Origin of the sequence: Actinoplanes utahensis, from assembly GCF_016862455.1 — a bacterium.
GTDB lineage: Bacteria > Actinomycetota > Actinomycetes > Mycobacteriales > Micromonosporaceae > Actinoplanes > Actinoplanes utahensis.
In genome coordinates this window covers 1-24,154 of sequence record NZ_BOMZ01000045.1, presented here as the reverse complement: position 1 = coordinate 24,154, position 24,154 = coordinate 1, and the positions used below count along the sequence as shown (strand labels likewise).

Genomic DNA, 24,154 nt, shown 5'->3' with positions numbered 1-24,154 from the left:
CGTCGACCTGGACGCCGCCGTCCCGCATCCGGGCACCGGCGTCGCCCTGTGGTTGCACGCCGATGACGCCCAGTCCTGCACGACGACCTGGACGCGGCCGGCGTCCCGATCGGCACCGCCCCGGTCGACGGCCCGTTCGGCCGCACCTTCACCTTCCGTGACGCCGACGGCTACGCCGTGACCGTCCACGACAGCGCGAACTGACCGGCGAGGCCGCCTGCGGCCCCGCCCGGCGGACCACGGCGGGGGAGGTCGGCACGAAGCCGTTCCAGAACTTGATCACCGTCGGGAGTGCTCACGGCGTACCCCGCAAGGGTTTCGATCTCAGGGCCTGGACCGGCAGATGCCAGGGGAATTCGCCGGGGTCGGAGGAGCCGGGCTCGTGCGGCTCGAGAGCGCCCGGGCCGAGCAGGACGTCGACGCCTTCGGCGCGGAGGTCGTCGACGCTGCGGCGAAACGGGAGGCGCGACGCCAGGGCGGTCTGCACGCACGGCAGGACGACGACCGGGATGCCGAGGCCGGGGGCTTCGGCGAGCAGGCCCAGCGCGTACGTGTCGGCGAACCCGTGGGCGAACTTGTTGATCGTGTTGTACGTGGCCGGCGCCAGGATGATCGCGTCGGCGCGCGGCGGGCGCGGGTCGGTGGGGGCGCGGTAGCGGCTGCGGACCGGGCGGCCGGTCTGCTCCTTCAGCGCCGCGGTGTCGATGAAGGCGAGCGCCGACGGGGTGGCGATCACCTGCACCGTCCAGCCGTCCTCCTGAGCCAGGGCGATCAGGCGCCCGACCCCGGACGCGACTCCGGCGGCGCACACGATGACGTAAAGGGTCCGGCTCATGGTCAACATGTACCACCGGGGGCCGGTGGCCGATCAGCGGGCGCGGGGACCGGCGCGGAACAGGGCCAGCAGACCGGCGAGGAAGTGGTCCAGACCGGTGCCCAGCGCGTCGTCGTCGACGACGTAGGTCCAGGTGGCGCTGGGGCGGTCGAGGCCGAGCCGGGACAGCGACCAGTCCTCGCCGGACAGGTCGAGGGTGGCGAAGACGGCGGCGGCCTGCTCCGAGGCGGCGGGGATCAGCCGTTTGAAGGCCGGGATCGCGGCCCGGTGGAACTCGTCGAGCGGGTCCAGGTTGGCGACGGCCCGCAGGTGGATGCCCTCGCGCAGGGTGGCCATCTCGTCCAGATGGCCGGCCCAGGCGGCGTCGAGATGGTGCAGGACGATGGCGCGGGCGGCCTCGGCGACCCGGGCGGGGCCGTGCGCGCGGACCAGGGCGGCGTGTTCGGCGGGGCGCAGCGCGGCCATCATCGTGCTGCCGCGGGTGGTGGTGAGCACCTCCGCACGCAGCGCGGTCATCGCGACCCGGTGCTGTTCGAGCAGGTAGTGGTAGCGCCACGTGTTGCGGTGGATCTCCAGGTGGACCTGTTCGGCGACACGTTGGGCCCCAGCGGCGGAACGCGGGCGCTTCTCCGGGGCGTACCGCCTGATCAGCTCGTCCTGCAGGCTGACGAAGAACACCGAGCCACCGGGGTCGCCCTGCCGGCCGGCCCGCCCCCGGATCTGATCGTCGACACGGCCGCTGTCGTGCCGGCCCACCCCGATCACGTAGAGGCCGCCGAGCGCCGCGACCCGGTCGTGCTCCCGCTGGTCGCTGCCGCCGAGCCGGATGTCGACGCCCCGCCCGGACATCTGCGTGGACACGGTCACCGCGCCGGGCAGCCCCGCCTCGGCGACGATCGCGGCCTCCATCGCGTCGTTCTTCGCGTTCAGCACCGTGCAGTCGATGCCCTCCTCGCGCAGCCGTGCGCCGAGCGCCTCCGAGTCGGCGACGGCCGGGGTGGCGAGCAGGATCGGGCGGCCGGTCGCGTGCACGGCCGCCACCTCGGCGATCACGGCGGCGTCCCGGGCCTCGGTGGTCTCGTGGACGCGGTCCGGTTCGTCGCGGCGCACGCACGGGCGGTGCGGCGGCAGCACGGCGATCTCCAGGCGGTAGAACTCGCGCAGCTGCTCGCCGACGCCGATCGCGGTGCCGCTCATGCCGGCGAGACGGGTGTACTGGTTGAGGAACGCCTGGAGGGTGATCGTGGCGAGGATGCTGCCGCCGCCACTGGCGCGGACCCCCTCCTTGGCCTCGACTGCCGACTGCAGCCCGTCCGGCCAGCGGCGGCGCTGCGCGACCCGGCCGAGGAAACCGTCCACCAGCTCCACCCGGCCGTCCCGGACGATGTAGTCGACGTCCCGCGTGAGCAGCGCCTCCGCGTGCAACGCCAGGTTCGCGGCGGTGAGCAGGTCCAGGTTCTCGGCGGCGTACAGGTGCACGCCGCCGAGCCCGCGTTCCAGGACGTCGGCGCCCTCGGCGGTCAGGTGGACGGCCCGTTCCTCGTCGGCGAGCGTGTAGTGCTCGCCTCGGCGCAGCCCGCGGATCAGCCCCGCCATCCCGAGCGCCAGATCCGGCCCGTCCAGCGTGGAACCGGCCAGCACCAGCGGCACCCGCGCCTCGTCGACCAGGATCGAGTCGGCCTCGTCGACGATCACCGCGCCGAGCGGCCGCTGCACCCGGTCGGCGACGTCGGTGCACAGGCCGTCCCGCAGGAAGTCGAAGCCCGCCTCGTTCACCGAGACATAGGTGACATCGCGGTGGTACGCCGTACGCCGCTCCGGTGTCGCCGAACCCTCCGCCACCCACCCCGCCGTGACACCGAGCCGCTGGTAGAACGGCCACATCCACTCGGTGTCCCGCCGCGCCAGATAGTCGTTGACGGTCAGCACGTGCACCGGCCCGGCAGCGCTCAGCGCGGCCGCCGCGATCGCCGCCGTCAACGTCTTGCCCTCGCCGGTGGCCGCCTGCACGACGTGCCCGTCCATCAGGGCGAGCGCGCCGACCAGCTGCTCGTCGTGCGGCCGCAGACCCAGCTCGCGCCGGGCGACCTCGCGCGCGACGGCACAGAACTCGGGCCGGGCGACCAGCTCCCCGTCGCTGAGCCGGGCGAACTCGCTCTCCAGCGCTCCCGCCTGCCGCACCCGCGCCCACAGCGGCTCCAGGTCGACGGTGCTGCCGGGCGGCCGCACCGCCCAGCGCCGCGCCGACTCCAGCCACCCGGGAAGCGCCACAGTGTCCCCCTCGCTCAGGTCGCGCACGGTACCCCTCCCCCGCCACCTCGTCGCGCCCGAGCTGGCTCAGGCTCGCCGCAACTCCTCGCCGCGGGCGTCGGTGTGGCGCAGCAGGAGCGGCTCGGCCGCCGGGGCCGGCCAGCTCTCGAATCGGTAGAACTCGGTCGACCTGGAGACACTGCCATGGGGATCGTCGTCCCGGCCCCGGGCGTGGGCGCGGATCCGGTAGGTCCCCGACCCGGCCAGGCTGAGCGTCGGCAGGTCGGGCCAGTCATCGATGGAACGGACGTTGAGGTCGCCCTTGCGGGACCGGACGGACACCTCGGCGACCTCGTCCCAGCCGTCCTCCACCGACCCGGCCGGGTCGTCCCTGATCAGGATCGTCACGTGAACCCCACCGCTGCGGATCCCCGTCGCGACACAGGCACCCTTGCGGACCGGCTCGATGAGCCCGTTGGCGTAGCCGCGGGCGACCGGGATCTCGCTGGTCTCCCCGTCCACGATCGCGAACAATCGATGGCTGGCCTGCAGCCACGCCTCTGCCCGCAGTTCCACTGTCTCCCCGTGCTCGATCGTCAGCGGAGGTCGGTGCGGGCGCGCTCGGCGGGCGGCGTCGGCCGGACACGACGACCGCCTGCCGCGAGGGACGAGGCCGCCGGGACGGGGAGCCGGTTCGGCGAGTGCGGTGGGTGACGGCTCACGGCGTGCCGGCGGAGGGGTTCAGGGCCTGCCAGATGCGGTCGGCGGTGAACGGCAGGTCGGTGAGACGGAGGCCGAGGGCGTCGCGGAGGGCGTTGGCCAGGGCGGGCGACACCGGGTTGTACGGGGACTCGCTCATCGACTTGGCGCCCAGCGGGCCGATCGCGTCGGTGGTGTCGGCGAAGTAGACCTCGGTGAACGGGGTGTCGGCGACGGTGGGCAGGTGGTACTGGCGGAACGCGGCGGTGGTGACCTCGCCGGCGCCGGAGATGTCGAGGTGTTCGGCGAGGGTGGCGCCGAGGGCCTGGGCGACGCCGCCTTCGATCTGTCCGCGGAGTTGGAGCGGGTTCATGACGGTTCCGGCATCGGCGCTGTGGACGGAGCGGAGGATGCGCAGCTCGCCGCTGTCCGGGTCGACGGCGACGCGGAAGAAGTGGGCGTTGAAGGCGACCGAGCGGGGCGTGCCGTCGAAGTGACCGGTCGCGGAGAGCGGGGCCAGGGTGGCGGGGTCGAGGTCGGCGAGAGCACGCGTCTCGGCGGGGGTGTGGCCGAGGCGGGAGAGGATCTCGGCGCGGAGCGCGCGGGCGGCGCGCAGGACGGCCTGGCCGGCGACGACGACGCCGGTGGAGGCGAAGGCGCCGGTGTCGTGGCGGACCACGTCGGTGTCGGACTGGCGGATGACGATGCGGTCCGCGGTGGTGTGCAGTTCGTCGGCGACGATCTGGGCGTGGACGGTGGTGCTGCCGTTGCCGAACTCGGCGGTGCCGACCGACACCTCGTAACGGCCGTCGGGAAGCAGGGTCACCGTGGCGTCGGCGAAGTGGCCGCCGGGCGGGCCGGCGGCGATCATCGCGATGGCCATGCCGTCGCCGGTCAGCCAGCCTTCGGGGGCCTCGTCGGTGGTGGCGGCGGCGGCGCGCATGCGGTCCAGGCACTGGTCCAGGCCGTAACTGGCGATGCCGAGGTCGGGGACGTGCGCGCCGGGAGCGGTGAGGTCGTCGCCGGGGCGGACCACGCTGCGCTCGCGGAACGCGACCGGATCCATGCCGATCATGCGGGCGAGCTCGTCGACGGCCTGTTCGACGGCGAAGGTGACCTGGCCCAGGCCGTAACCGCGGAACGCGCCGGCGGGCACCGTGTGGGTGTACACCGTGTAGGCGTCGGTACGGATGTTCCCGCACTTGTAGACCGCGACGGTCTCGTGGCAGCCGTGGTGCATGACGGACGGGCCGTGGTTGCCGTAGGCGCCGGTGTCGACGAGGACGTTCAACTGCAGCGCGGTCAGCTCGCCCGAGGCCGTCGCGCCCGCCTTGACGGTGACGACGAACGGGTGCCGGGTGGTCGCGCCGGTGAACTGCTCGGCCCGGGTGTACTCCCATTTGACCGGGCGGCCGGTGCGCAGGACCGCCAGCGCGACGAGATCCTCGACGAGCATCTCCTGCTTGCCACCGAACCCGCCGCCGACCCGTCCCGCGACGACCCGCACTCGCTCCAGCGGGAAGCCGAAGAGCCGGGACACGGCCCGCCGGGTCAGGAACGGGGTCTGCGTGCTGGACCGGATGACCAGGCGGTCGTCGTCGTCGAGCCAGCCGACGGCGCCGTGCGTCTCCAGGCTCGCATGCTGCACGCGGGGCGTCCGGAAGGTCGCCTCGAACACGGCGTCGGCCGCCGCGAAGCCCGCCTCGACGTCGCCCAGCGTGGCGTGCAACTCCCCCACCACGTTCGCGTCCGCCCGCAGGATCCCCTGCGCGACCCCCTTGTCCCCGTGCACCAGCGGCGCCCCCGGCTCCATCGCCGCGAACGGGTCGATCACCGCGGGCCGGACCTCGTACTCGACCCGCAGCCGCCGTACCCCCTCCTCCGCGGCCGCCTCGGTCGTCGCGACCACCGCCGCCACCCGCTGACCGGTGAACCGCAGCACGTCGTCGAGCACCCGGGTGTCGTACGGATCCTCGGCCTCGTTCTCGTGCTGCGCCGTCGAGAACAACCGGTCCGGGGCGTCCTTGTACGTCAGCACCGCCTCGACCCCGGGGACGGCGAGGGCCTGCGTCTCGTCGATCGACAGGATCCGGGCGTGCGCGTGCGGCGACCGCAGCACCTTGAGATGCAGCATCCCGGGCACGTCGAGGTCGAACGTGTACCGGGCGGTCCCGGTGACCACCTGCGGGCCGGCGGGCGCGCCGAGGCTCGATCCGACGGCGTCACCCGCGCGGGGGCACACGGCCGCGGCCCGTCCCTCGATGGCGTCGGTGATCGCGCGATAGCCCGTACACCTGCACAGATTGCCTTTGAGGGAGCGCGGCAGGTCGGCTTTCTGATCATCGGTGAGCGCGGCCGTCGTCATGATCATGCCCGCGGTGCAGAACCCGCACTGGAAGCCCTGGGCGTCGAGGAAGCTCTGCTGCACCGGGTGGAGCTCCGCCCCGGCGGCCAGGCCCTCGATCGTGGTGACGCTGCGCCCCCGCGCGCGGAAGGCGGGGTAGACGCAGGAGTGCACCGGGGTGCCGTCGACGTGCACCGTGCACGCTCCGCAGTCGCCCGCGTCGCAGCCCTTCTTGACGCCGAAGCAGCCCTCCTCGCGCAGGTAGGTGCGCAGGCACTGACCGGGCCGGGGCTGACGCTCGTGCGGTGTCCCGTTGATCTCGATGGTCATGATGTTGCCTTCCTGCCGGCCCACGGCCGGGTCATGCGGCCAGTTCGGCCCGGATCTGCGACGCGTAGCGGCGGGTCAGGTGCCGCCGCCACACCGGGCGGCCGTGCACGTCGTCGACGTACTGCCCGGCGGGGATGGTGTCGAGGGCGGCCTCGACGTCGGCCGGCGACGGCGGCGCGGGGAAACGGAGGACGTACGGCCGGCGGGTCGCGGCGGTCACGGTGAGCGACAGTCCTCCGGCGGGTTCCGCCCGGCCGATCAGCAGCACGGCCGAGCGGCCATGGCGGTGCAGGGAGCCTCTGCGGTACGCCGTACGCGCGCTCAAGGCCGTCGACTCGATCCGGATCGCCCGCAGGAACTCCCCGTCCCGCAGCACGGTGGTGCCCTCGCCGGTGACGAAGTCCGCGGCCGGCACCAGCCGTTCCGCGCCGTCCGGCCCGATCAGTACGCAGGTCGCGCCGAGGGCCACGCTCAGGGAGATCATCGGCCCGGCCGGGAGCGCGGCGCACAGGTTGCCGCCGACCGTGGCCACGTTCCAGATCTTGAAGCTGGCCAGGAACGCGTGGCAGCACTGGAGCACGATGCCGTGCCGGCCGAGCCGTCCGGCCAGTTCGGCGATGGTGCAGGTGGCCGCGATCTCGACATGCTCACCGGTGACGGTGAGTGGCGGCCAGCCGGCGGCCGTCAGGTCGAGCAGCCGGTTGAGGTGCGGGCGCGGCTCGCCGAAGAGGGCGGTCCCCCCGCCCATCCAGGCGTCGCCGGGCCGCCACTGGCCGGGCGCGGCAGGGCTGATCACTTCGGTGACGGTGTGCAGATCCACGCGATTACGCTACGCGTCCCGTGTTTCGGTTCTCAGCGATCTTCCGTGCCGATCATGAACCCGTCCCGCTTTCCGCGGCCGATCGGCCGGCCGCCCTGTTCTCGGCGAATCCCCTGGTCAGCAGGGGGTGCAGAGGCCGGCAAGGGAACGCGTTCGATCAGTCGCGGTGGCGATGCCGAGTCACCACCGGATACCGCTTCATCGTCGTTCCGATAACGATCGACGGTCAGACGGGGGCGGGCGATCGGGCGGGGACGGGGACGGCCGGCAGGGTCAGGGTGAAGGTGCTGCCGCGGCCGACGACGGACTGCACGGCGATCGTTCCGCCGTGGTCGCGGACGATGTCGCGGACGATGGCCAGGCCCAGGCCGGGACCCTGGACGGCCTGGTCCATGGCGTTGCCGGCCCGGTGGAAGGGGGTGAACAGGCCGGCGACGTCCTCGGCGGGGATGCCGATGCCGGTGTCGGTCACGGACACCGTGACGGCGCGGGGGTCGGCGGTCATCCGGCAGACGACCGAGCCGCCGGGCGGGGTGAACTTGATGGCGTTGTCCATCAGTTTGCGCAGGGCGCGCTGCAACTGGGTGCGGTCGCCGTGGACCCAGCCCTCGTCGGCGTCGAAGGTGACGTCCAGATCCTTGGCGCGGGCGGCGTTGCTCAGGTCGTGACGCACGGTCGCGGCGAGAGCGGCCAGATCCAGGGTCTCGGCGTGGACGGCGGCGCCGTTGTCGGGCCGGTCGAGCAGGACCAGATCGCCGATGGTGTCCTGGAGGCGGTGGGCGTTGCGCAGGATGGCGTTCAGGGCGCGTTTCTGGATCGGGTTGAGGCCCTCGCCGGCATCCTCGTCGGTGATCATCTCGGTGTAGCCGAGGATGCTGGTCAGCGGCGTGCGCAACTCGTGCGTGACGGTCTGGATGAAGGTGTCCTTGCGTTCGTCGAGCATCCGCAGCTCGGTGATCAGCCGGGACTGGTGGCTCTGCAGGCTGTGCTGGCGCAGGGCCCGTTCGATCTCCTGAGCGACGCCGGTGAGCAGGCGCTGTTCGGCGTCCGTCCAGTCGGCGGAGCCGGGGCGGCTGACGTACAGATATCCGGGTCCGCAGTCGGAGTCGGCGCAGACCGCCAGGGTGATGGCGCCGCCGTCGAGGATCCGGGGGCGGCCGGGGTCGCCGGCGAGCAGGTCGGTGAGCAGGTCCGCGGGCAGCCCGGGGGCGGCGTCCGGCCAGTGCACGCGGACCGGTCCGGCGCCGGGGACGACGGTCTCGATGTGCACGGCGGTGGCGCCGACGGCCTCGCCGATGAGCGCCGCGATCCGCCGGCCGGCGCCGGCGGGGCCGCTGAGGTCCTGCATGGCGGCGGCGACGGCCTGCCGCAGCCCGGCCCGGGTGGTGCGGGCCTGTTCGGCGGCGAGCAGCATCTCGGTCTGGGCGGCGAGGTCGTTGAGGGCGTCCACGACGGTGCTCAGTTCGGCCGCCTCGACCGGTTCGGCGCGGGCCGTGCGGTCGCCGCCGGCGAGCCGGCGGATGGTCGTGCCGAGTTGCTCCAGCGGAGCCAGGAGTTTCCGCCGCCCGGTACGGGCGACGATGTATCCGACCGCCAGGATCGCCGTGACCAGAAGGGCGGCGGCGATGTCGAGGGCGCGGCGCTCGCCGGCCACCGTGTCGAGCATGGCCCGCTGCTCGGCCACGAGGGCGGTCGAGAGGGCGTCGTTGACTCGCCGGAGGTCGTCGAACAGCTGTTTGCCCTCGGCGTCGCGCAGGGGGTTGGCGGCGGGCCGCTGGTCCGCGGCGATCGGGACGGCGTAGCGGTCGAGCCAGCGGTGGATCGCCGCCCGCTGGTCGGCGAGGAGCTTCTCGGCGGCCGGGTCGTCGGTGCTGGCGGCGACCTCGTCGAGGGCGGCGGCGACGGTGGCCCAGGCGGTCCGGTACGGCTCGAGAAAGGCCGTGTCGCCGGTGAGCAGGAATCCGCGGATGCCGGTCTCGGCGTCGGTCATGCCCTGCATGACCCGTTCGTTGGCGAGTTCGGCGCGGGCGGCGCGGGCGGCCCAGCGGTCGTGTTCGGCACGCAGCCGGGAACCGGCGCCGAACTGGACCAGCAGGAGCATCACGAAGAGGACGAACAGGGCGGAGAACCCCACGTTCAGGCGACGCTGCACTCTCATCGGCGTCGGCCCTCGTGGACGGTCATGCCTCTCCGTTCGGCAGGGGCACGCCGGTTCCTAAGCGATTAGATTCGTTACCGAGCCGTGATAATTGCACCCTTGCGTACCGCCGGTAACGGGTAACTGCCCAGGCTCGATCCTAATGTCGGAAATTTCGGACAGAAGAGTGGCAAAGGTCACGGTCCGTCACGGTGATCTCAGTGATCCTGGTTACTGACGAGTAAAGCCCGCTCTTGTAGTCGGAGCCGCGGAGCGGCAACATTTCCGGCACATTACCGACCGCGACCATCGACGAGCATCGCTACGCCATGTCGCCGGTCCAACGATCGAGGAGGTTCCGTGGAGGATGCGCAAAGCGCTCCGGCTTACGGGCGCACCAACTGGCGCCGGTTCGCCGTGGCGGTGGGCGTGCCGACCGTGGTCGCCGGCGGGCTGGTCCTCGCCCTCGCCGAGGGCGCCCTGGCAGCGAACTTCACCGTCTCGGGCAAACAGTTCAAGCTGTCCGCCGACACGCTGGTGGGTAACGGCTTCACCCAGTACACCGGGGAACTGCCGACCAACGACAAGAAGAATCACCCGGACGGCGAGATCACCGCGGCCATGTCCGGCATCAACAACGCCGACCTGTGGAACCTCTGCCAGTCGGTCGCCGTCGGCCCGGTCACCCTGCGTATCGAGGCGGGCAAGGACCAGAAGAACCCGGTGCACGCCGAGAACCTGCTGATCGGCATGTCGACCCTCGGGGGCAACGCCACCTTCGAGGACATCCAGATCGGCCTGGACGCCGCCACGCTCGACCGGGACGGCGCGGACACCCACGGCGACCCGCTGGCGTTCGGCCAGCAGGCCCGCAAGGTCACCATCAAGGACCTGCGCCAGGAGGCGTACTACACCTCCGCCTCCACGTTCGTCCTCAGCGGCATGAGTCTGAAGCTGCACCTCAGCGGCGACCACGAGTGCTACTGAACGGTTCGACCGGGCTCGCGGGGCGGCATCCCGCGAGCCCGTCTCCACTGAAGTGACTGGAGGGCCAGGCGTGGCGACGGAGAACATCCGAGGCAGGTTCCGGCGGTGGCGGCACGTCCGGCCGTTCTGGGGTGGCCTCTTCCTGGTGCTGTCCGGGCTGGAGATGTTCCTCAGCGCGAACATGGAGCTGGACAACATCCAGATCCACATCGGGCCGCAGGGCTTCTACTCGTACCTGCTGCCGGTCATGATGATCGCCGCCGGCCTGCTCACCTGGTTCTCGCCGGCCCAGCGGCTGTTCTACGGCGTCATCGGGATCATCACCGCGCTGTACTCGTTCATCGGCCTGAACCTGGGCGGCTGGATCGCCGGCATGATGCTCGGCATCCTCGGCGGGGCTCTCGTGATCGCCTGGGGCCCGCCCGAGCCGCCCCCGCCCTCGCCCCCGCCGTCACCCTCTCGGGAGGAAGCTGAGGAGGCGGAGGACCGGCCGACACAGGAGATCGACCCGGTGACCGCGCCGATCACCGAGCCGGTGCGCAAACTGCACCGCCGGGCCCTGCTGATCGTGGCGCCGCTGCTGCTGGCGGCCACCGTGACCGTCGCCGGGAATCCACCGGCCGAAGCCGCCCTGGAGTGCCCGGAGGGTCTGCCGTCCCGCACGGCGTCCGTCTCGCCCAGCCCGAGCCGCACGTCCGCGAAGCCGAGACCGACGGCGACGGCGACGGGGACCGCCACCCCGCCGGTGGGCACGCCCCGGTCGACCGGCACGTCCGCCGCGCCGACGGCCGGCGCGACCCCGTCGCCGACCGGCTCCGGCACCGGGAACCCGTTCGTGGACGGCGTCAACGACTTCTGGCAGGGCGTCGGCGAGTTCTTCACCGGTGAGAAGAAGGAGGAGGTGACCGAACCCGGGTCGGCCTCGCCCTCGGCGGCCGCGTCCCCCACCCCCACCGCCCCCGGGCCGAAGCCGGGCACGACGCCCGGCGCCACGCCCGGTACGAGACCCAGCACCACGCCCAGCACCACACCCAGCGCGAAGGCCGAGGAGATCGCCTGCCTCGGCGCGCGACAGATGGGCAAGGTCGCCGAGGACGGCGGGATCCCGCTCGCCGGTGCGAAACCCGGGGTGGTCAAGGCGGCCTCGGTGACCATGTACAACTCGTCGTACGACGGGGTGGCCGAGGTGCCGACCGGCAACGGGCCGATCCGGTCGCTGAAGTTCACCATGGACAAGGTGGTGAACACGCCGTTCAGCCTCACCATCGACGAGCCGGGCAGCGCGGTCACGGTGATCGAGAGCGGCGAGCTGATCCTCGACGGCGACGTGGAGTTCTACAGCCCCAGCTTCAAGGGCAAGCTGTTCGGCCTGATCCCGGTGACGTTCACGCCCGAGCAGCCGCCGCCGCTGACCCTGCCGATCCTCTGGTTCACCGACGTCACCCTCGACCTGGCGTACGTGAAGTCGAACGTCCTCACCGCCGAGCCGATCGACATCGTCGAGAAGAACGGCTGAGCCCCCGCACTAACCTGGTGAGAACCCTTCCGTGAGGAGATCACCGTGTGCCGGAGCATTCATCAGCTGCACAACTTCGAGCCGCCGGCGACGGTGGACGAGATCCAGGCCGCCGCCCTGCAGTACGTGCGGAAGATCGCCGGCAGCACCCGGCCGTCCCAGGCCAACCAGGCCGCCTTCGACCAGGCGGTCGCGGCGGTCGCGGCCGCCACCGAGGAGCTTCTGGCGAACCTGGTCACCACCGCGCCGCCGCGCGACCGGGAGGTGGAGGCGGCCAAAGCACGGGCCCGCGCCGAGAAGCGGTACGCCTCCTGACCGAGTCTGGCCATAGACTCCGCTGAATGATGTGGCGGATGGCGGTGGCGCAGTGGCGCGCGCGGGCCCGGCGGTCCTTGGCCCTGCTGGCGATGATCGCGGTGGCGGTGTCCGGGTTCACCCTGCTGACCGGGGCCGCCGTCACGTCGCGGCTGGACGCGGTCGGCACGGTCGAGGCGAACTTCCGGCCCGCGTACGACATCCTGATCCGCCCGAAGGGCTCGGTGCTGCCGCTGGAGCAGCAGCACGGGCTGGTGCAGTCGGGTCAGCTGGCGGGCATGCGCGGCGGGATCACCGTGGACCAGTGGCGCCGGGTCCAGGCGATGCCGGACGTGTCGGTGGCCGCGCCGGTCGCCATGATCGGTTACGTGCGGCGGACCGTCCCGGTCGCCGTCGACCTGGGCGACCTGCTCGATCCGGCGACCGAGCGCCAGATGCTGCGGGTGCGGCCCACCTGGGTGTCCGACGCGGGGCTGACCAGGATCCCGGACGCCGGGCAGTACCTGTACGCCACCCGCAACCGGATCGACACCCCGCGCGACGACCAGCCCGGCAGCGCCGGCAAGGACCTGCGCCCGCAGGAGGTCGACGCGGCGGGACGCCGGGCGTACATCTGTCCCGGTGTCCCGATGCTCACCCAGGCCGAGCTGCTGGACCCGACGGACCTGCGGTCGCGGTCGTCGATCACCTGCACCGGCGGTCCGGGATCGAAAGACGGCTCCGGCCGCCCGCGCCGGCCGGTGGTGACGGTGCCGTGGTCGGTGCCGTTCCTGTTCGCCGCGGTCGATCCGGCGGCGGAGGCCGCGCTCGCCGGGCTGGACGAGGCGGTCGACGAGGGCGACTATCTGCCGGCCGGGACACCCGGGGACCCGTCGGAACTGCCGATCCTGGTCGCCGGCCGGGCCCGGACCGACGTGACGCTGGAGCTCGACGTCCAGCGGATGGACGCGACCGCGGTGCAGATGCTGCGCCGGACCGCCGACGACGACCGCGCGCTGCGCGAACGCCTGGAGAAGCGGTCCGGCGACCCGGCCCGGCGGCAGACGGTGCAGGTCGAGGTGCCGTACCGGGACCTGGTGGACCGGCTACGGCATCCGGGCGCCGACGACACGGCCGGCGGGTGGGCCGAGACGTCCCGGCTGGACCGGTTCTGGACGGTCGGGCCGGTGGACGCGGTGGCCGACGGCGACGGGCGGCGGGCCGAGGCGGTCACCTACGACCGGACCGTCTGGGGGTACGGCGACCAGACCGGTCTCGGCAACCTGGTGCCGATGGAGTTCGCCGACACGTCGGTCCGCGACGACATCAGCAGTCACGTCGCGATGAACAACGACGTGACCCTGAAGGCGGTCGGCACCTTCGACCCGGACCGGGTGAACCTGGGCAGCGCGCTGTCGGCGGTGCCGATGGACACCTACCACCAGCCGGGCGCCGCGGGCTTCGACGAGGCGTCCCGGGCCGCGCTCGGCGGCCGGACGCTGGAACCCAACGCGAACGTGACCGGGCTGCTCAGCCAGCCACCGCTGATGCTGACCAGCATGGACGCCGCCGCGAAGGTCTTCACGCCGGGTGTGTTCCGGACCGACCCGCCCTATCCGGAGCTGGACCTGAACCGGGCCGCGCCGATCAGCATGCTGCGGGTACGCCTCGACGGAACGGTCGGGATCGACGCGCTCTCCCGCGAACGGGTCCGGGTGATCGCCGAACGGATCGCCGCGGCCACCGGGCTTCAGGTGGACATCACCCTCGGCTCGTCGCCGACCGCGGTGCCGGTGCGGTACCCGGCGGGCAAGTTCGGCCGGCCCGAACTGGTCGTCGGCGAGCCGTGGGTGAAGAAGGGCGTCGCGGCGGTGCTGGTGCAGGCCGCCGACCGCAAGAGCGTGCTGCTGTCCGGGCTGGTCCTCATCGTCTGCGCGGTCGCCGTGCTGAACGCCAGCCGGGCGGCGGTCCGGTCCCGGCGCACCGAGCTCGGCATCCTCGCCTGCGTCGGGTGGCAGCGACGGCATCTGCTGGCGCTGCTGGCCGGGGAGACGGCGGCGATCGGCCTGGCCGCGGGGATCGCCGGCACGCTGGTGGCCGTACCTCTGGCCTGGCTCTTCGACCTGACGCTGAGCGGCGCCCACCTGCTGCTGACCATCCCCACCGCGGTGGCGCTCGCCCTGATCGCCGGAGGCGGGCCGGCGTGGCGCGCCGCCCGCCCGGACCCGGCGGCGACCGTGCGGCCCGCCGTCTCCCGGCAGGCCGTCCGCCTGCCCGCCCCGCGCCGGGTGACCGGCCTGGCCCTGGCCAACCTGGCACGCACCCCCGGCCGCGCCCTGCTCGGCGCGGCCGGTCTGATGATCGGGGTGGCGGCGCTGACCATGCTGCTCGCCGTCACGTTCGCGTTCCGCGGCACGGTCACCGGCACCCTGCTCGGCGAGGCGGTCACGCTGCAGGCCCGGACCGTCGACTACCTGGCCGTGGCGGTCACCGTCGTGCTCGGTGTGGTGTCGGTCGCCGACGTGCTCTACCTCGACATCGCCGAACGCGCCGCCCAGCTGGCCCTGTTCACCGCGGTGGGCTGGCCGGACCGCGTGCTGTACCGACTGGTCGGCACCGAGGCCGCCGGCATGGGGGTGCTCGGCGGTCTCGCCGGGGCGGGACTGGGCCTGGCCGGGGCGTCGCTGTTCGCCGGCGGGATCACCGCCGCGCTGTGGTGGTGCGCCGGCGCCGCCCTCGCCGCCGGGATCGCCGTGGCCGTGCTCGCGGTGATCGTGCCGATCGTGATGCTGCGCAACCTGCCCACCGCCCAACTGCTGGCCCAGGAGTGACGATGATCCGGATCACCGACGCGAGAAAAGCCTTCCCGGTCGCCGGCGGAGGCGAACTGGTCGCGGTCGCCGGGGTCGGCGCCGAGATCGAGCGGGGTACGTCCGTCGCGCTCACCGGCCCGAGCGGCTCCGGCAAGTCGACACTGCTGCACCTGATCGGCGCGATCGAACGCCTCGACGCCGGCTCCATCGTGGTCGGCGGGCGGGAGATCGGCGGCCTGTCCGGCAAGGAGCTGGCCGCGTACCGCCGGACGGTCGGGTTCGTGTTCCAGCGGTTCCATCTGCTGCCGGCGCTGACCGCGCTGGACAACGTGATCGCGCCGGTGCTGCCGTTCCGTACCGCCTTCGACAAGCGGCAGCGCGCCCTGGAACTGCTCGATCTGGTCGGGCTGAAGGACCGGGCCGGTGCGCTGCCGTCGCAGCTGTCCGGCGGCCAGCAGCAGCGGGTCGCGATCGCCCGGGCGCTGGTCAACGACCCGCCGCTGCTGCTGGCCGACGAGCCGACCGGGAACCTGGACTCGCGGACCGGGGAGTCGATCGTCGACCTGCTGCTGTCGCTGCGCGACGACCGCGGCGCCACGGTCGTCGTCGCCACCCACGATCCCGGCCTGGCCGAACGCTGCGACGGCAGCCTGCGCCTGCGCGACGGTGTCCTCGTCTGACGAGCCGGTTTCTCATGCGCGCCCGGACTCCATCACACCGTCGGGTCCCTCAGCGGGGCACGGCCCGGAACCACTCCGCCCGGTCGCCGGGGTCGGGGCCGCGGCGGTCCACCTTGTTCACGAAGAACATCGTGGGCACGCCGATGCGGCGCAGCGCCCGCCAGATGGCGACGGTCTGCGGTTGCACGCCCTCGACGGCGGAGACGACCAGGACGGCCGCGTCGAGGACGGCGAGGGACCGCTCGACCTCGGCGATGAAGTCCGGATGGCCCGGGGTGTCGAGCGGGTCGACGGTCGGATCGCCGAGGCTGATCGAGGTGACGGCCGCACGGATGGTGATGCTGCGCCGCCGCTCGAGCTCCATCGAGTCGGTGCGGGTGGTGCCGTCGTCGACGCTGCCGGGCCGGGACAGCTGGTCATTGCCGTTCCCCACCCTGGCACGGCCGGTCCGCGGACCGCCACCGATTTCCGCCGCCCCATGTAGCACTCCGGCGGACCCTCGTCACTGGTAGCCGCGACATCGGGGGAAGTAGGCCCCGGTGTGCTTAGCCTGATGGGCATGTCGTTCGTCCCCGCCCGAGACGGCCGCAAGAACCGCAGCGCCGCGAACCGGGCCCCAGCCGTCCCTGACCGGATCGAGGACCTGCACGGCAGCAGCCTCGGTTTCCTCGAGGTGCCGCATCACATGGCGTGCGGGCACGCCAGCCGCCGGCGGTACGACCTCGACGACCCCGTCCAACTGCGGCACGCCTACGAGCAGGTGCTGTGCGAGGCCGCGGGTTGCGGCGAGGTGGAGGACCTGATCAACCCGGAGATGCTGCGCCGGGTGTGGCGGGACCTGCATCTGCCGTCGCGGGTCCGGGAGGCCTGGGAGACCCGGCACCCGACGTTGCGGCGCACGGTCAACCGCACCACCCCGGGCACCCGCACCACCGGATCCGGTCGCGGTCCGGCGACCACCGGGTTCGCGCGGCGCGGCCGGGTCCGGGTGCTCAAGGCCGGTGTCCGCATCGAGGCGGGCCGCGCCGGCACGTGACCGTACGACGGGGACCCGTGCGGGCGGCCGCCCGGCCGGCGGACCGCCGTCGCCCCGGAAGACCCTGAGGTCGTATGCCTGACCAGCGAGAGCCAGACCCGCGGCAACCCCCGCGAGCGAGACGGCGATCGCACGGCCCCCGGCGGTCCCGGCTTTCCGATCGCGTTGGAGCTCAGCCGCTGCTCGCGCCGAACGCCACAGGCGGAACGGCCCCGGCTTCCTGAACAGCCGGGGCCGTACCCCATCCGGTCCGGCCCGATCGTTGTTCACCGCCGCCGCCCCGGAGCACGCGGAGCGCACCTGGTTACGCAGGTCACGCCTGCGGGGGCGATCATGACGGCACTTCGTCACAGTGTTAGCTTAGGCAAGCCTTACCTGTGACGAAGTGGAGTCCCCCCGCCATGCGTGCATCCCGATTCCTCGCCGGAATCGTCGCCCTCACCACCGCCCTGGCCCTCAGCGCCTGCGGTGAGTCCTCCGATGAGGCGGCCGCCCCGGCCGCGTCGAGCGCCACCGAGTCGTTCCCGGTCACCATCACCCACGCGTTCGGCACGACCACCATCGCGAAGAAGCCGGAGCGGGTCGCCACCGTCAACTGGGCCAACCACGAGGTGCCGCTGGCCCTCGGCGTCGTCCCGGTCGGCTACGCCAAGGCCAACTTCGGCGACACCGACGGCGACGGCCTGCTGCCGTGGGACGCCGCGAAGCTCAAGGAGCTCGGCGCCAAGACCCCGGTGCTGTTCGACGAGACCGACGGCATCGACTTCGAGGGTGTCGCCAACACCAAGCCGGACGTCATCCTGGCCGCCTACTCCGGGCTGACCCAGCAGGACTACGACACCCTGAGCAAGATCGCGCCGGTCGTCGCGTACCCGAAGACGGCCTGGTCCACCTCGTGGCGGGACAGCATCAAGATCGAGAGCAAGGCGCTCGGCCTGGCCGGCGAGGGCGACAAGCTGATCGCCACCATCGAGAAGCAGATGAAGGACGAGGCCGCCCGCTACCCCAAGCTGGCCGGCAAGTCGGTGATGTTCCTGACCCACATCGACCCCACCGACCTGAGCAAGGTCAGCTTCTACACCACGCACGACACCCGCGCCCAGTTCTTCACCGACCTCGGCATGAAGCACCCGGCCAGCATCGAGAAGGCGTCCGCCGCCACCAGTGAGTTCAGCCTCACCCAGAGCGCCGAGCAGGTGCAGAACCTCAGCGACGTCGACATCATCGTCACCTACGGCGACGAGAAGGGCACCACCCTGGCGACCCTGCAGAAGGACCCGCTGCTGTCGAAGATCCCGGCGATCGCCCGCGGCTCGTTCGTGGCGCTGCCCGGCAGCACCCCGGTGGCCACCGCCGCGAACCCGACCCCGCTCGCGGTGTCGTTCGTCCTCAAGGACTACGTGGACCTGCTCGGCAAGGCTGCCGACAAGCTCTGATGACACCACGTCCAACCCCGTCCGGGCCGGACGTCGCTTCCCTGCGGCGCCCGGCCCGGGTGCGCCTGGCCTGGCTGCTGGCCGTGCTCGCCGTGCTGGCCCTGGTCATGCTGGCATCGGTCGCCTTCGGCTCCCGGGTGGTCGGCTGGGCCGACATCACCGCGGCCCTCGGCGGCGCCGACGAGACCCTCGACCAGGCGGCGGTGATCAAACGCCTTCCGCGTACGGTCCTCGCCGTCCTGGTCGGCGCCGCGCTCGCGCTGTCCGGCACGGTCATGCAGGGCGTCACCCGCAACCCGCTCGCCGACCCGGGCATCCTCGGCGTCAACATGGGCGCCATGCTCGCCATCGCCGTCGCGATGGTGACCGTCGGCCTGTCCACCGCCACCCAGTACATCTGGGTCGCCATCGCCGGCGCGGCGATCTCCACCCTGTTCGTCTACGGTGTCGGTTCGCTGGGCCGGGGCGGCGCCACCCCGCTGAAGATCGCCCTGGCCGGGGCGGCGACGTCGGCCGCGCTCGCCTCACTGGTGGTGGCGGTGGTGCTGCCACGCGGCGACATCGCCGAGAACTTCCAGTCCTGGCAGGTCGGCGGGGTCGGCGGCGCCGGCTGGGAGAGCATCGTCCAGGTGCTGCCGTTCCTGGCCGGTGGGCTGGCCGTGTGCCTGCTCTGCGCCCGGGCGCTGAACTCGCTGGCCCTCGGCGACGAGCTCGCCGCCGGCCTCGGCGAACGAGTCGCCCTGGTCCGTGGCGTCGCCGCGCTCGGCGCGGTGGTGCTGTGCGGCGCGGCCACCGCGGTCGCCGGGCCGATCGCGTTCGTCGGCCTGATCGTCCCGCACATGTGCCGTCTGCTCGTCGGCCTCGACCACCGGTGGCTGCTGCCGTTCGTCACGCTCGCCGGGGCCGCGCTGCTCACCGCCGCCGACGTCGTCGGCCGGGTCGTCAACCGGCCCGACGAGATCGAGGCCGGCATCATCACCGCCCTGATCGGCGCCCCGTTCTTCATCTCCATCGTCCGCCGGCAGAAAGTACGCGAGCTGTGAGCACCACGACGACTCTCGAAGCCGTCACCCGGGGCCGGATCCGGCGAGGCCGGCGGCGGCGGGCGGTGCTGACCGGGCTCGCCGTCGCCGTCGCCGTCGTGTTCGCGGTGTCGCTGATGGTCGGGCAGACCTTCTACCCGCCCGCCGACGTGCTCGCGGTGATCCTCGGCGAGACGGTGCCCGGCGCCTCCTTCACCGTCGGCGAGCTCCGGCTGCCCCGGGCCGTCCTCGCCCTGGTCACCGGCCTGTGCTTCGGGATGGGCGGCGTCACCTTCCAGGCCATGCTGCGCAACCCCCTCGCCAGCCCGGACATCATCGGCATCAGCTCCGCCGCCAGCGCCGCCGCCGCGTTCGGGATCATCGTGCTGAACCTCGGCGAGACCGGGGTGTCGGTGTTCGCGATCGTCGCCGCGCTCGGCGTCGCCGTCGTCATCTACCTGCTGTCGTTCAAGGACGGGGTGGCCGGCACCCGGCTCGTGCTGATCGGCATCGGCATGGCGGCCATGCTCAACAGCGCCACCTCGTACGTGCTCAACCAGGCCGGGCAGTGGGACCTGCAAGCCGCGACCCGGTGGCTCAACGGCAGCCTCAACGGCTCCACCTGGGACGAGACCGTGCCCGTGCTGCTGGCACTGGCGGTCTTCGGCCCGGTGCTGCTCGCGCAGGCCCGCAACCTGACCATGCTCGGGCTCGGCGACGACGCCGCGGCCGCGCTCGGGACCAGGCTGGAACGTACCCGTCTCCTCTCGATCGTCGCCGCCGTCGGCCTGATCGCGTTCGCCACCTCGGCCACCGGCCCGATCGCGTTCGTGGCGTTCCTCGCCGGGCCGATCGCCGTCCGCCTCACCGGCCCCGGCGGCTCCCCGCTCGTGCCGTCCGCGCTGGTCGGCGCGCTGCTCGTGCTCGCCGCCGACTTCCTCGGCCAGTTCGCCTTCGACACCCGCTTCCCGGTCGGGGTCATCACCGGGGTGCTCGGCGCCCCGTACCTCATCTTTCTGCTCGTCCGCACCAACCGCGCGGGAGGCTCCCTGTGACCAGCGACCACACGCTGACCGTCGAGAGACTGACGGTCGGATACGCCGACCGTGTCGTCATCGACTCCCTCGACCTGCTCGTGCCGCCCGGCCGGATCACCGCGATCGTCGGCGCCAACGCCTGCGGCAAATCCACCCTGCTGCGATCCATGTCCCGGCTGCTCGCGCCCCGCGCCGGGAACGTCCTGCTGGACGGCCGTGAGGTCCACCGGATGCCCGCCAAGGAACTCGCCCGCACCCTCGGCCTGCTCCCCCAGTCCCCCATCGCGCCCGAAGGCATCACCGTCGCCGACCTGGTCGGCCGCGGCCGCAACCCGCACCAGCGGCTGCTGTCGCGGTGGAGCGCCGACGACGACGCGGCCGTCGCCGCCGCCCTGGACGCCACCCACACCGCCGACCTGGCCGACCGCTCCGTCGACGAACTGTCCGGCGGCCAGCGGCAGCGGGTGTGGATCGCGATGGCGCTCGCCCAGCAGACCGAGGTACTGCTGCTGGACGAGCCGACCACCTTCCTCGACGTCAGCCACCAGGTCGAGGTCCTGGACCTGCTCACCGACCTGAACGCGGACCGCGGCACCACCATCGTGATGGTCCTGCACGACCTGAACATGGCGGCCCGCTACGCGGACCACCTGATCGCCCTGGCCGGCGGCAGCCTGCACGCCGCGGGCGAGCCCGCCGAGGTGCTGACCGAGGAGTGTGTACGGGCGGTCTTCGGCCTGGACAGCCAGGTCATCACCGACCCGGTCTCCGGCAAACCGCTGATGCTCCCGATCGGCCGTCACCATGTCGCCGGCGAACGGGTGCGATTGCCCTGATCAGGCCCCACATCGCGAGCCCGCGTCGTAGTTTGATGGCGATTCTCGAGGGGGAGTTCATGACCACATCCGACCGTTGCGTCATCGTCGCCTCGTCGGCCGGCAGTTACGAGGGCAAGCAGGGGCACACGTTCCTCGCCGGCATCTCCCGGACGACCGCCGGCTCGACCCAGCTCTGCCTGCACGTGATGGAACTACCGCCGGCCACCGCCGCGAAACCGCACCTGCACGCCGGGCACGAGTCGGCGGCGTTCATCGTCAGCGGCGAAGTCGACGTGCATCACGGGCCCGGCCTGATCCACCTGGACCGGGCCGGGCCGGGCGACTTCGTGTTCATTCCGGCCGGGGTGCCCCACGTGCCGGTGAACCGCAGTCCGGACACGCCGGCGATCATCGTGCTGGCCCGTACCGACCCGAACGAACAGGAGAGCGTCGAGCTTCTCGACATCGAGATCCCCGAGCCGGCCCGCATCTGACGGTCCCGCCCGTCCCGACCCGCCCGGCCCGGTGGACGTCAGCGGCGGGCCAGGCGCCGGGCGCCGGTGAGGCCTGGCTGGTAGGGCAGGCCGTAGTGGGCGAAGACGGCCGGCTCGGCGCCCGCCTCCAGCTCACCGTCCATGTCGATGCTGGGAGCGGCGCCGACCAGCTTCTTCTCGTAACGGACCCGGACCGCCTTCGGGGTGACCGTCGCGCCGGCCAGGGGGACGAAGACGAGCCGGTGACGGCCGATCATCCCGACCCGGACGGTGGCGAAAGCCGGTTCGTCGGTCGTGGTGTCGACGTACACGGCCTCCAGGTCGCCGATCTTGTCGTCGTCGGGGTCGATGACGTTCTCGCCGCGCCAGTCGCGCAGGTTCTCCGCTGGGAACATGGGAACCGGTTTGCCCAGCACACCGCTCCGGAAACCGGTCACCACGACACGGAACCGATCAGTCCGGGGGACTCCGTGGTCATCGGGACGCGGTGCCGAGCCGGTCGCCGAGGCGGCGGCGCAGCGAGCCGCGGCGGTAGCCGCCGCTGACCGCGCCGGAGGACGGCGGGGAGAAGAGCGAGCCGGAGCGGTCCTCGTCCGGTTGCGGGCCGGTGACCAGGGCCATGCTCCACCAGCTGACCGCGGCCTCGGTGGCGCGGGGCGCGATGCGCTCCGCGATCAGGGCCAGGTGGGAGACCACACCGGCGGTCGTCTGCCGGCGTGGGCGGCGGGCGCAGCGCAGGATCGTCGCGGCGACGCGCTCGGGGGCGTACGCCGGTGGGATGGCCCGCAGGCGGCGGCCGGTGTGGTTGGCGGCCCGCTGGAAGAACGGGGTGTCGATCGGGCCGGGCAGGACCAGGCCGACCCGGATCCGGGGGTTTCCGGCCACGGTCTGCCGGAGGTTCAGGGCCAGGCCGCGGATCGCGAACTTGGACATCGAGTAGAGCGGGACCAGCGGGTTCGGGAACAGCGACAGCAGTGAACCGACGAGCACCAGCCTGCCGTGACCCTGCTCGCGGAACCGGGTCAGGGCCGCCCGGCAGCACAGCACGACGCCGAACACGTTGGTGTCGATCAGGCGCCGGATCTCGTCGACCGATTCCGAGCCGAGCTGTCCGGCGATGCCGACGGCGGCCGCCTCGATCCAGACGTCGATCCGGCCGAACCGTTCCACCGCGGCCGCGGCCAGCCGGTCGACGGCGGCCGGGTCGCCGATGTCGGTGGGCACGACGAGAACCTCCGCGCCCCGCGCCCGGCACTCGTCCGCCACCTCGGCGAGCGCCTCGGCGCCGCGCGAGGCGAGGACCAGGTAGGCGCCGTCGGCCGCGAACGCGAGCGCCGTCGCCCGCCCGACCCCGCTGGACGCGCCGGTGACCAGCACCACCGCGTTCTGGAACGTTCGCCGCTTGCCCATGAGACCCCCGTAACTCGTCGATCCGAGACCGAACACCTACCCCCGGACGCGACGATCACTCACGCACCGGCGCAGCGCCCGGTTCTTCCCGGCTGGTTGTCAGTGCTGTCTCAGCTTGCCGTTCAACCTCCCGCTCCACCCCGACGTCGCCGCGGACGAGATCACTGCGTCATGAAGGGTGACTACGGTGCGTGCCGCCCAGCGCGCGGGGGGCGACGTAACCCAACGCGCGTGCTCTGCGGCCAGTAGAGGGCGTCGGCCGGAGAGAGGACTCGAAGGCCGATCGCCGAGAGTACAACTTGTCGAACGTGATGCCGCTCCGCCTTGACGAGGCCGTATAAGGCGCCGCAACCGCGACGAGGACCTTCGCGTCGCCGTCGAACCGATAGCCGGCCCACCTCGGCGCGCATCGACTGCGCGAGCGCCCGCGCCTCAGCGATGATCTCGATGGACACCGGACCGACGGCCTCCGGGGAGGTCATGACACCCCCGCCCGCAAACGCGATTGTTCTTCAAGCAGTTCACGGGTTCGGCGGCGTAGGAAAACGGGACCGGAAACAGCCTCCGACCAGCGGCAGGTAGCTCTTCTGAGGGACCGGAATCCGACCGAGTACGGCAGCCGCCATTCGTGATCATGGCTGGAGCTCGAGGTTGAGACGGCGGGCGTAGTGGGCTCGTCTGGCTCGCGCTTGATGGCGTCGTCGCCAGTTCGACCAGCGCAAACGGTAGGCGATGCTGCGGGCCGGCCGGATCGGTTCTCGGTTTCCAGCTGCCGGTTGCGTTCGGTGGCGGCCGGGACGCCTTGCCAGCATGAGCACTCATGTCTGAGATGTCCGATGCTTCGGGTCTCGCCCAGACAACGAGGCCGACTCATCGAGATTATCCAGCCAGGCGCCGGCGCAGCGATTCGGCGTCGATGCGCCCGGCGTTGAGCGCGTCGTACATGGCGCCGTGGCCCCGCCGGTGCTCCGGCGCCAGCGACAACCCGACCAGTGTCTGACCGGCCCGTCGGTGCACAACAGCGCTTCGGTCAGCTCGAACAAGGCGTCCGCCCGCCGGGTCATGCATCGGTAGAGCTGCTCACGGAACCCCGCCAACACATCGATCGTTTCCGCCCTGTCCGTCACGACCGCCACAACGAACGTCGATAGACGCGGACACGGCTCCGCGGACCTCAGCGTGCCGGAGCGTCAACT

At 72.3% G+C, this 24,154-nt stretch carries 20 protein-coding genes and 3 pseudogenes; 12 read left to right on the top strand and 11 right to left on the bottom strand.

What is annotated here, in order from left to right:
- Window positions 1-75: 75 nt before the first annotated feature.
- Window positions 76-204 carry a VOC family protein gene (locus Aut01nite_RS44825; RefSeq protein WP_373871503.1) on the top strand — a complete coding sequence of 43 codons (129 nt, stop codon included), beginning with the start codon at window positions 76-78 and terminating at the stop codon, window positions 202-204.
- Between the two features lie 91 nt (window positions 205-295).
- Here Aut01nite_RS44825 and Aut01nite_RS17115 read toward each other — a convergent pair whose 3' ends face one another.
- The 6 genes from Aut01nite_RS17115 to Aut01nite_RS17090 all read right to left on the bottom strand — a co-directional run bounded on the left by Aut01nite_RS17115 (window position 296) and on the right by Aut01nite_RS17090 (window position 9,436).
- On the bottom strand, window positions 296-835 hold the full coding sequence (locus tag Aut01nite_RS17115) for a flavoprotein (protein ID WP_236642869.1): 540 nt from the start codon (window positions 833-835) through the stop codon (window positions 296-298).
- A gap of 33 nt (window positions 836-868) precedes the next feature.
- A complete protein-coding gene (gene secA2, locus Aut01nite_RS17110) occupies window positions 869-3,106 on the bottom strand; it encodes an accessory Sec system translocase SecA2 (RefSeq protein WP_052164047.1) in 2,238 nt (745 codons plus the stop codon).
- 66 nt (window positions 3,107-3,172) lie between these two features.
- Window positions 3,173-3,661, bottom strand: coding sequence for a hypothetical protein (locus Aut01nite_RS17105; protein WP_052164043.1), 489 nt, complete (start codon window positions 3,659-3,661; stop codon window positions 3,173-3,175).
- 142 nt (window positions 3,662-3,803) lie between these two features.
- Window positions 3,804-6,458 (bottom strand): molybdopterin-dependent oxidoreductase, encoded by a 2,655-nt coding sequence (locus tag Aut01nite_RS17100; RefSeq protein WP_043527878.1) that lies wholly within the window; start codon window positions 6,456-6,458, stop codon window positions 3,804-3,806.
- A gap of 31 nt (window positions 6,459-6,489) precedes the next feature.
- Window positions 6,490-7,278: an FAD binding domain-containing protein gene (locus Aut01nite_RS17095; RefSeq protein WP_043527820.1), complete on the bottom strand. Its 789-nt coding sequence runs from the start codon at window positions 7,276-7,278 to the stop codon at window positions 6,490-6,492.
- A 226-nt stretch (window positions 7,279-7,504) separates the two neighbouring features.
- Window positions 7,505-9,436: an ATP-binding protein gene (locus tag Aut01nite_RS17090; RefSeq protein ID WP_043527822.1), complete on the bottom strand. Its 1,932-nt coding sequence runs from the start codon at window positions 9,434-9,436 to the stop codon at window positions 7,505-7,507.
- Window positions 9,437-9,775: 339 nt separating this feature from the next.
- On the opposite strand from Aut01nite_RS17090, the gene Aut01nite_RS17085 reads away from it, so the two are divergent.
- From Aut01nite_RS17085 to Aut01nite_RS17065, 5 genes are all read left to right on the top strand, one after another.
- Window positions 9,776-10,402 (top strand): DUF6230 family protein, encoded by a 627-nt coding sequence (locus Aut01nite_RS17085; RefSeq protein WP_043527824.1) that lies wholly within the window; start codon window positions 9,776-9,778, stop codon window positions 10,400-10,402.
- Window positions 10,403-10,472: 70 nt separating this feature from the next.
- Window positions 10,473-11,918, top strand: coding sequence for a DUF6114 domain-containing protein (locus Aut01nite_RS17080; RefSeq protein ID WP_043527826.1), 1,446 nt, complete (start codon window positions 10,473-10,475; stop codon window positions 11,916-11,918).
- 45 nt (window positions 11,919-11,963) lie between these two features.
- Complete coding sequence (locus Aut01nite_RS17075; protein ID WP_043527828.1) at window positions 11,964-12,233, top strand: DUF2277 domain-containing protein; 270 nt, start codon at window positions 11,964-11,966, stop codon at window positions 12,231-12,233.
- A gap of 26 nt (window positions 12,234-12,259) precedes the next feature.
- Window positions 12,260-15,043, top strand: coding sequence for an FtsX-like permease family protein (locus Aut01nite_RS17070; RefSeq protein ID WP_152628861.1), 2,784 nt, complete (start codon window positions 12,260-12,262; stop codon window positions 15,041-15,043).
- Between the two features lie 2 nt (window positions 15,044-15,045).
- Window positions 15,046-15,705 (top strand): ABC transporter ATP-binding protein, encoded by a 660-nt coding sequence (locus Aut01nite_RS17065; RefSeq protein ID WP_083999371.1) that lies wholly within the window; start codon window positions 15,046-15,048, stop codon window positions 15,703-15,705.
- 85 nt (window positions 15,706-15,790) lie between these two features.
- Here the strand turns inward: Aut01nite_RS17065 and Aut01nite_RS17060 are convergent.
- Window positions 15,791-16,117: pseudogene (locus Aut01nite_RS17060) on the bottom strand (GTP-binding protein); the annotation flags it as partial.
- A gap of 147 nt (window positions 16,118-16,264) precedes the next feature.
- Between Aut01nite_RS17060 and Aut01nite_RS17055 the strand changes: the two are divergent.
- The 6 genes from Aut01nite_RS17055 (at window position 16,265) to Aut01nite_RS17030 (ending at window position 21,548) form a co-directional block, all read left to right on the top strand.
- Entirely contained in the window at window positions 16,265-16,741 is a 477-nt protein-coding gene (locus Aut01nite_RS17055) for a hypothetical protein (protein ID WP_052164045.1), read from the top strand.
- 401 nt (window positions 16,742-17,142) lie between these two features.
- Window positions 17,143-18,177, top strand: a complete 1,035-nt coding sequence (locus Aut01nite_RS17050; RefSeq protein ID WP_043527833.1) for an iron-siderophore ABC transporter substrate-binding protein — start codon at window positions 17,143-17,145, stop codon at window positions 18,175-18,177.
- Entirely contained in the window at window positions 18,177-19,220 is a 1,044-nt protein-coding gene (locus tag Aut01nite_RS17045) for a FecCD family ABC transporter permease (protein ID WP_043527835.1), read from the top strand. The genes Aut01nite_RS17050 and Aut01nite_RS17045 overlap by 1 nt, the downstream gene beginning before the upstream one ends.
- Entirely contained in the window at window positions 19,217-20,254 is a 1,038-nt protein-coding gene (locus Aut01nite_RS17040; protein ID WP_043527837.1) for a FecCD family ABC transporter permease, read from the top strand. Before Aut01nite_RS17045 ends, Aut01nite_RS17040 begins: the two co-directional genes overlap by 4 nt.
- Window positions 20,251-21,072 (top strand): ABC transporter ATP-binding protein, encoded by an 822-nt coding sequence (locus tag Aut01nite_RS17035; RefSeq protein WP_043527839.1) that lies wholly within the window; start codon window positions 20,251-20,253, stop codon window positions 21,070-21,072. The genes Aut01nite_RS17040 and Aut01nite_RS17035 overlap by 4 nt, the downstream gene beginning before the upstream one ends.
- A 59-nt stretch (window positions 21,073-21,131) precedes the next feature.
- Window positions 21,132-21,548: a cupin domain-containing protein gene (locus tag Aut01nite_RS17030; protein WP_043527891.1), complete on the top strand. Its 417-nt coding sequence runs from the start codon at window positions 21,132-21,134 to the stop codon at window positions 21,546-21,548.
- A 38-nt stretch (window positions 21,549-21,586) separates the two neighbouring features.
- On the opposite strand, the gene Aut01nite_RS17025 is transcribed toward Aut01nite_RS17030, so the two are convergent.
- The 4 genes and pseudogenes from Aut01nite_RS17025 to Aut01nite_RS44610 all read right to left on the bottom strand — a co-directional run.
- Entirely contained in the window at window positions 21,587-21,985 is a 399-nt protein-coding gene (locus Aut01nite_RS17025; RefSeq protein WP_236642872.1) for a PRC-barrel domain-containing protein, read from the bottom strand.
- Between the two features lie 37 nt (window positions 21,986-22,022).
- Window positions 22,023-22,958: an SDR family NAD(P)-dependent oxidoreductase gene (locus tag Aut01nite_RS17020; protein ID WP_043527840.1), complete on the bottom strand. Its 936-nt coding sequence runs from the start codon at window positions 22,956-22,958 to the stop codon at window positions 22,023-22,025.
- Between the two features lie 632 nt (window positions 22,959-23,590).
- Window positions 23,591-23,722, bottom strand: a pseudogene (locus Aut01nite_RS45070) (IS701 family transposase); the annotation flags it as partial.
- Between the two features lie 118 nt (window positions 23,723-23,840).
- A pseudogene (locus Aut01nite_RS44610) lies at window positions 23,841-24,094 on the bottom strand (transposase); the annotation flags it as partial.
- Window positions 24,095-24,154: the final 60 nt, after the last annotated feature.

What these genes read in the sequence shown, in the direction of transcription:
- Aut01nite_RS17070 (WP_152628861.1), top strand. Translation starts at nt 12,260, where the DNA reads ATGATGTGGCGGATGGCGGTGGCGCAGTGGCGCGCGCGGGCCCGGCGG.
- Aut01nite_RS17020 (WP_043527840.1), bottom strand. Translation starts at nt 22,958, where the DNA reads ATGGGCAAGCGGCGAACGTTCCAGAACGCGGTGGTGCTGGTCACCGGC.
- Aut01nite_RS17045 (WP_043527835.1), top strand. Translation starts at nt 18,177, where the DNA reads ATGACACCACGTCCAACCCCGTCCGGGCCGGACGTCGCTTCCCTGCGG.
- Aut01nite_RS17055 (WP_052164045.1), top strand. Translation starts at nt 16,265, where the DNA reads ATGTCGTTCGTCCCCGCCCGAGACGGCCGCAAGAACCGCAGCGCCGCG.
- Aut01nite_RS17065 (WP_083999371.1), top strand. Translation starts at nt 15,046, where the DNA reads ATGATCCGGATCACCGACGCGAGAAAAGCCTTCCCGGTCGCCGGCGGA.
- Aut01nite_RS17030 (WP_043527891.1), top strand. Translation starts at nt 21,132, where the DNA reads ATGACCACATCCGACCGTTGCGTCATCGTCGCCTCGTCGGCCGGCAGT.
- Aut01nite_RS17050 (WP_043527833.1), top strand. Translation starts at nt 17,143, where the DNA reads ATGCGTGCATCCCGATTCCTCGCCGGAATCGTCGCCCTCACCACCGCC.
- Aut01nite_RS17115 (WP_236642869.1), bottom strand. Translation starts at nt 835, where the DNA reads ATGAGCCGGACCCTTTACGTCATCGTGTGCGCCGCCGGAGTCGCGTCC.
- Aut01nite_RS17090 (WP_043527822.1), bottom strand. Translation starts at nt 9,436, where the DNA reads ATGAGAGTGCAGCGTCGCCTGAACGTGGGGTTCTCCGCCCTGTTCGTC.
- Aut01nite_RS17100 (WP_043527878.1), bottom strand. Translation starts at nt 6,458, where the DNA reads ATGACCATCGAGATCAACGGGACACCGCACGAGCGTCAGCCCCGGCCC.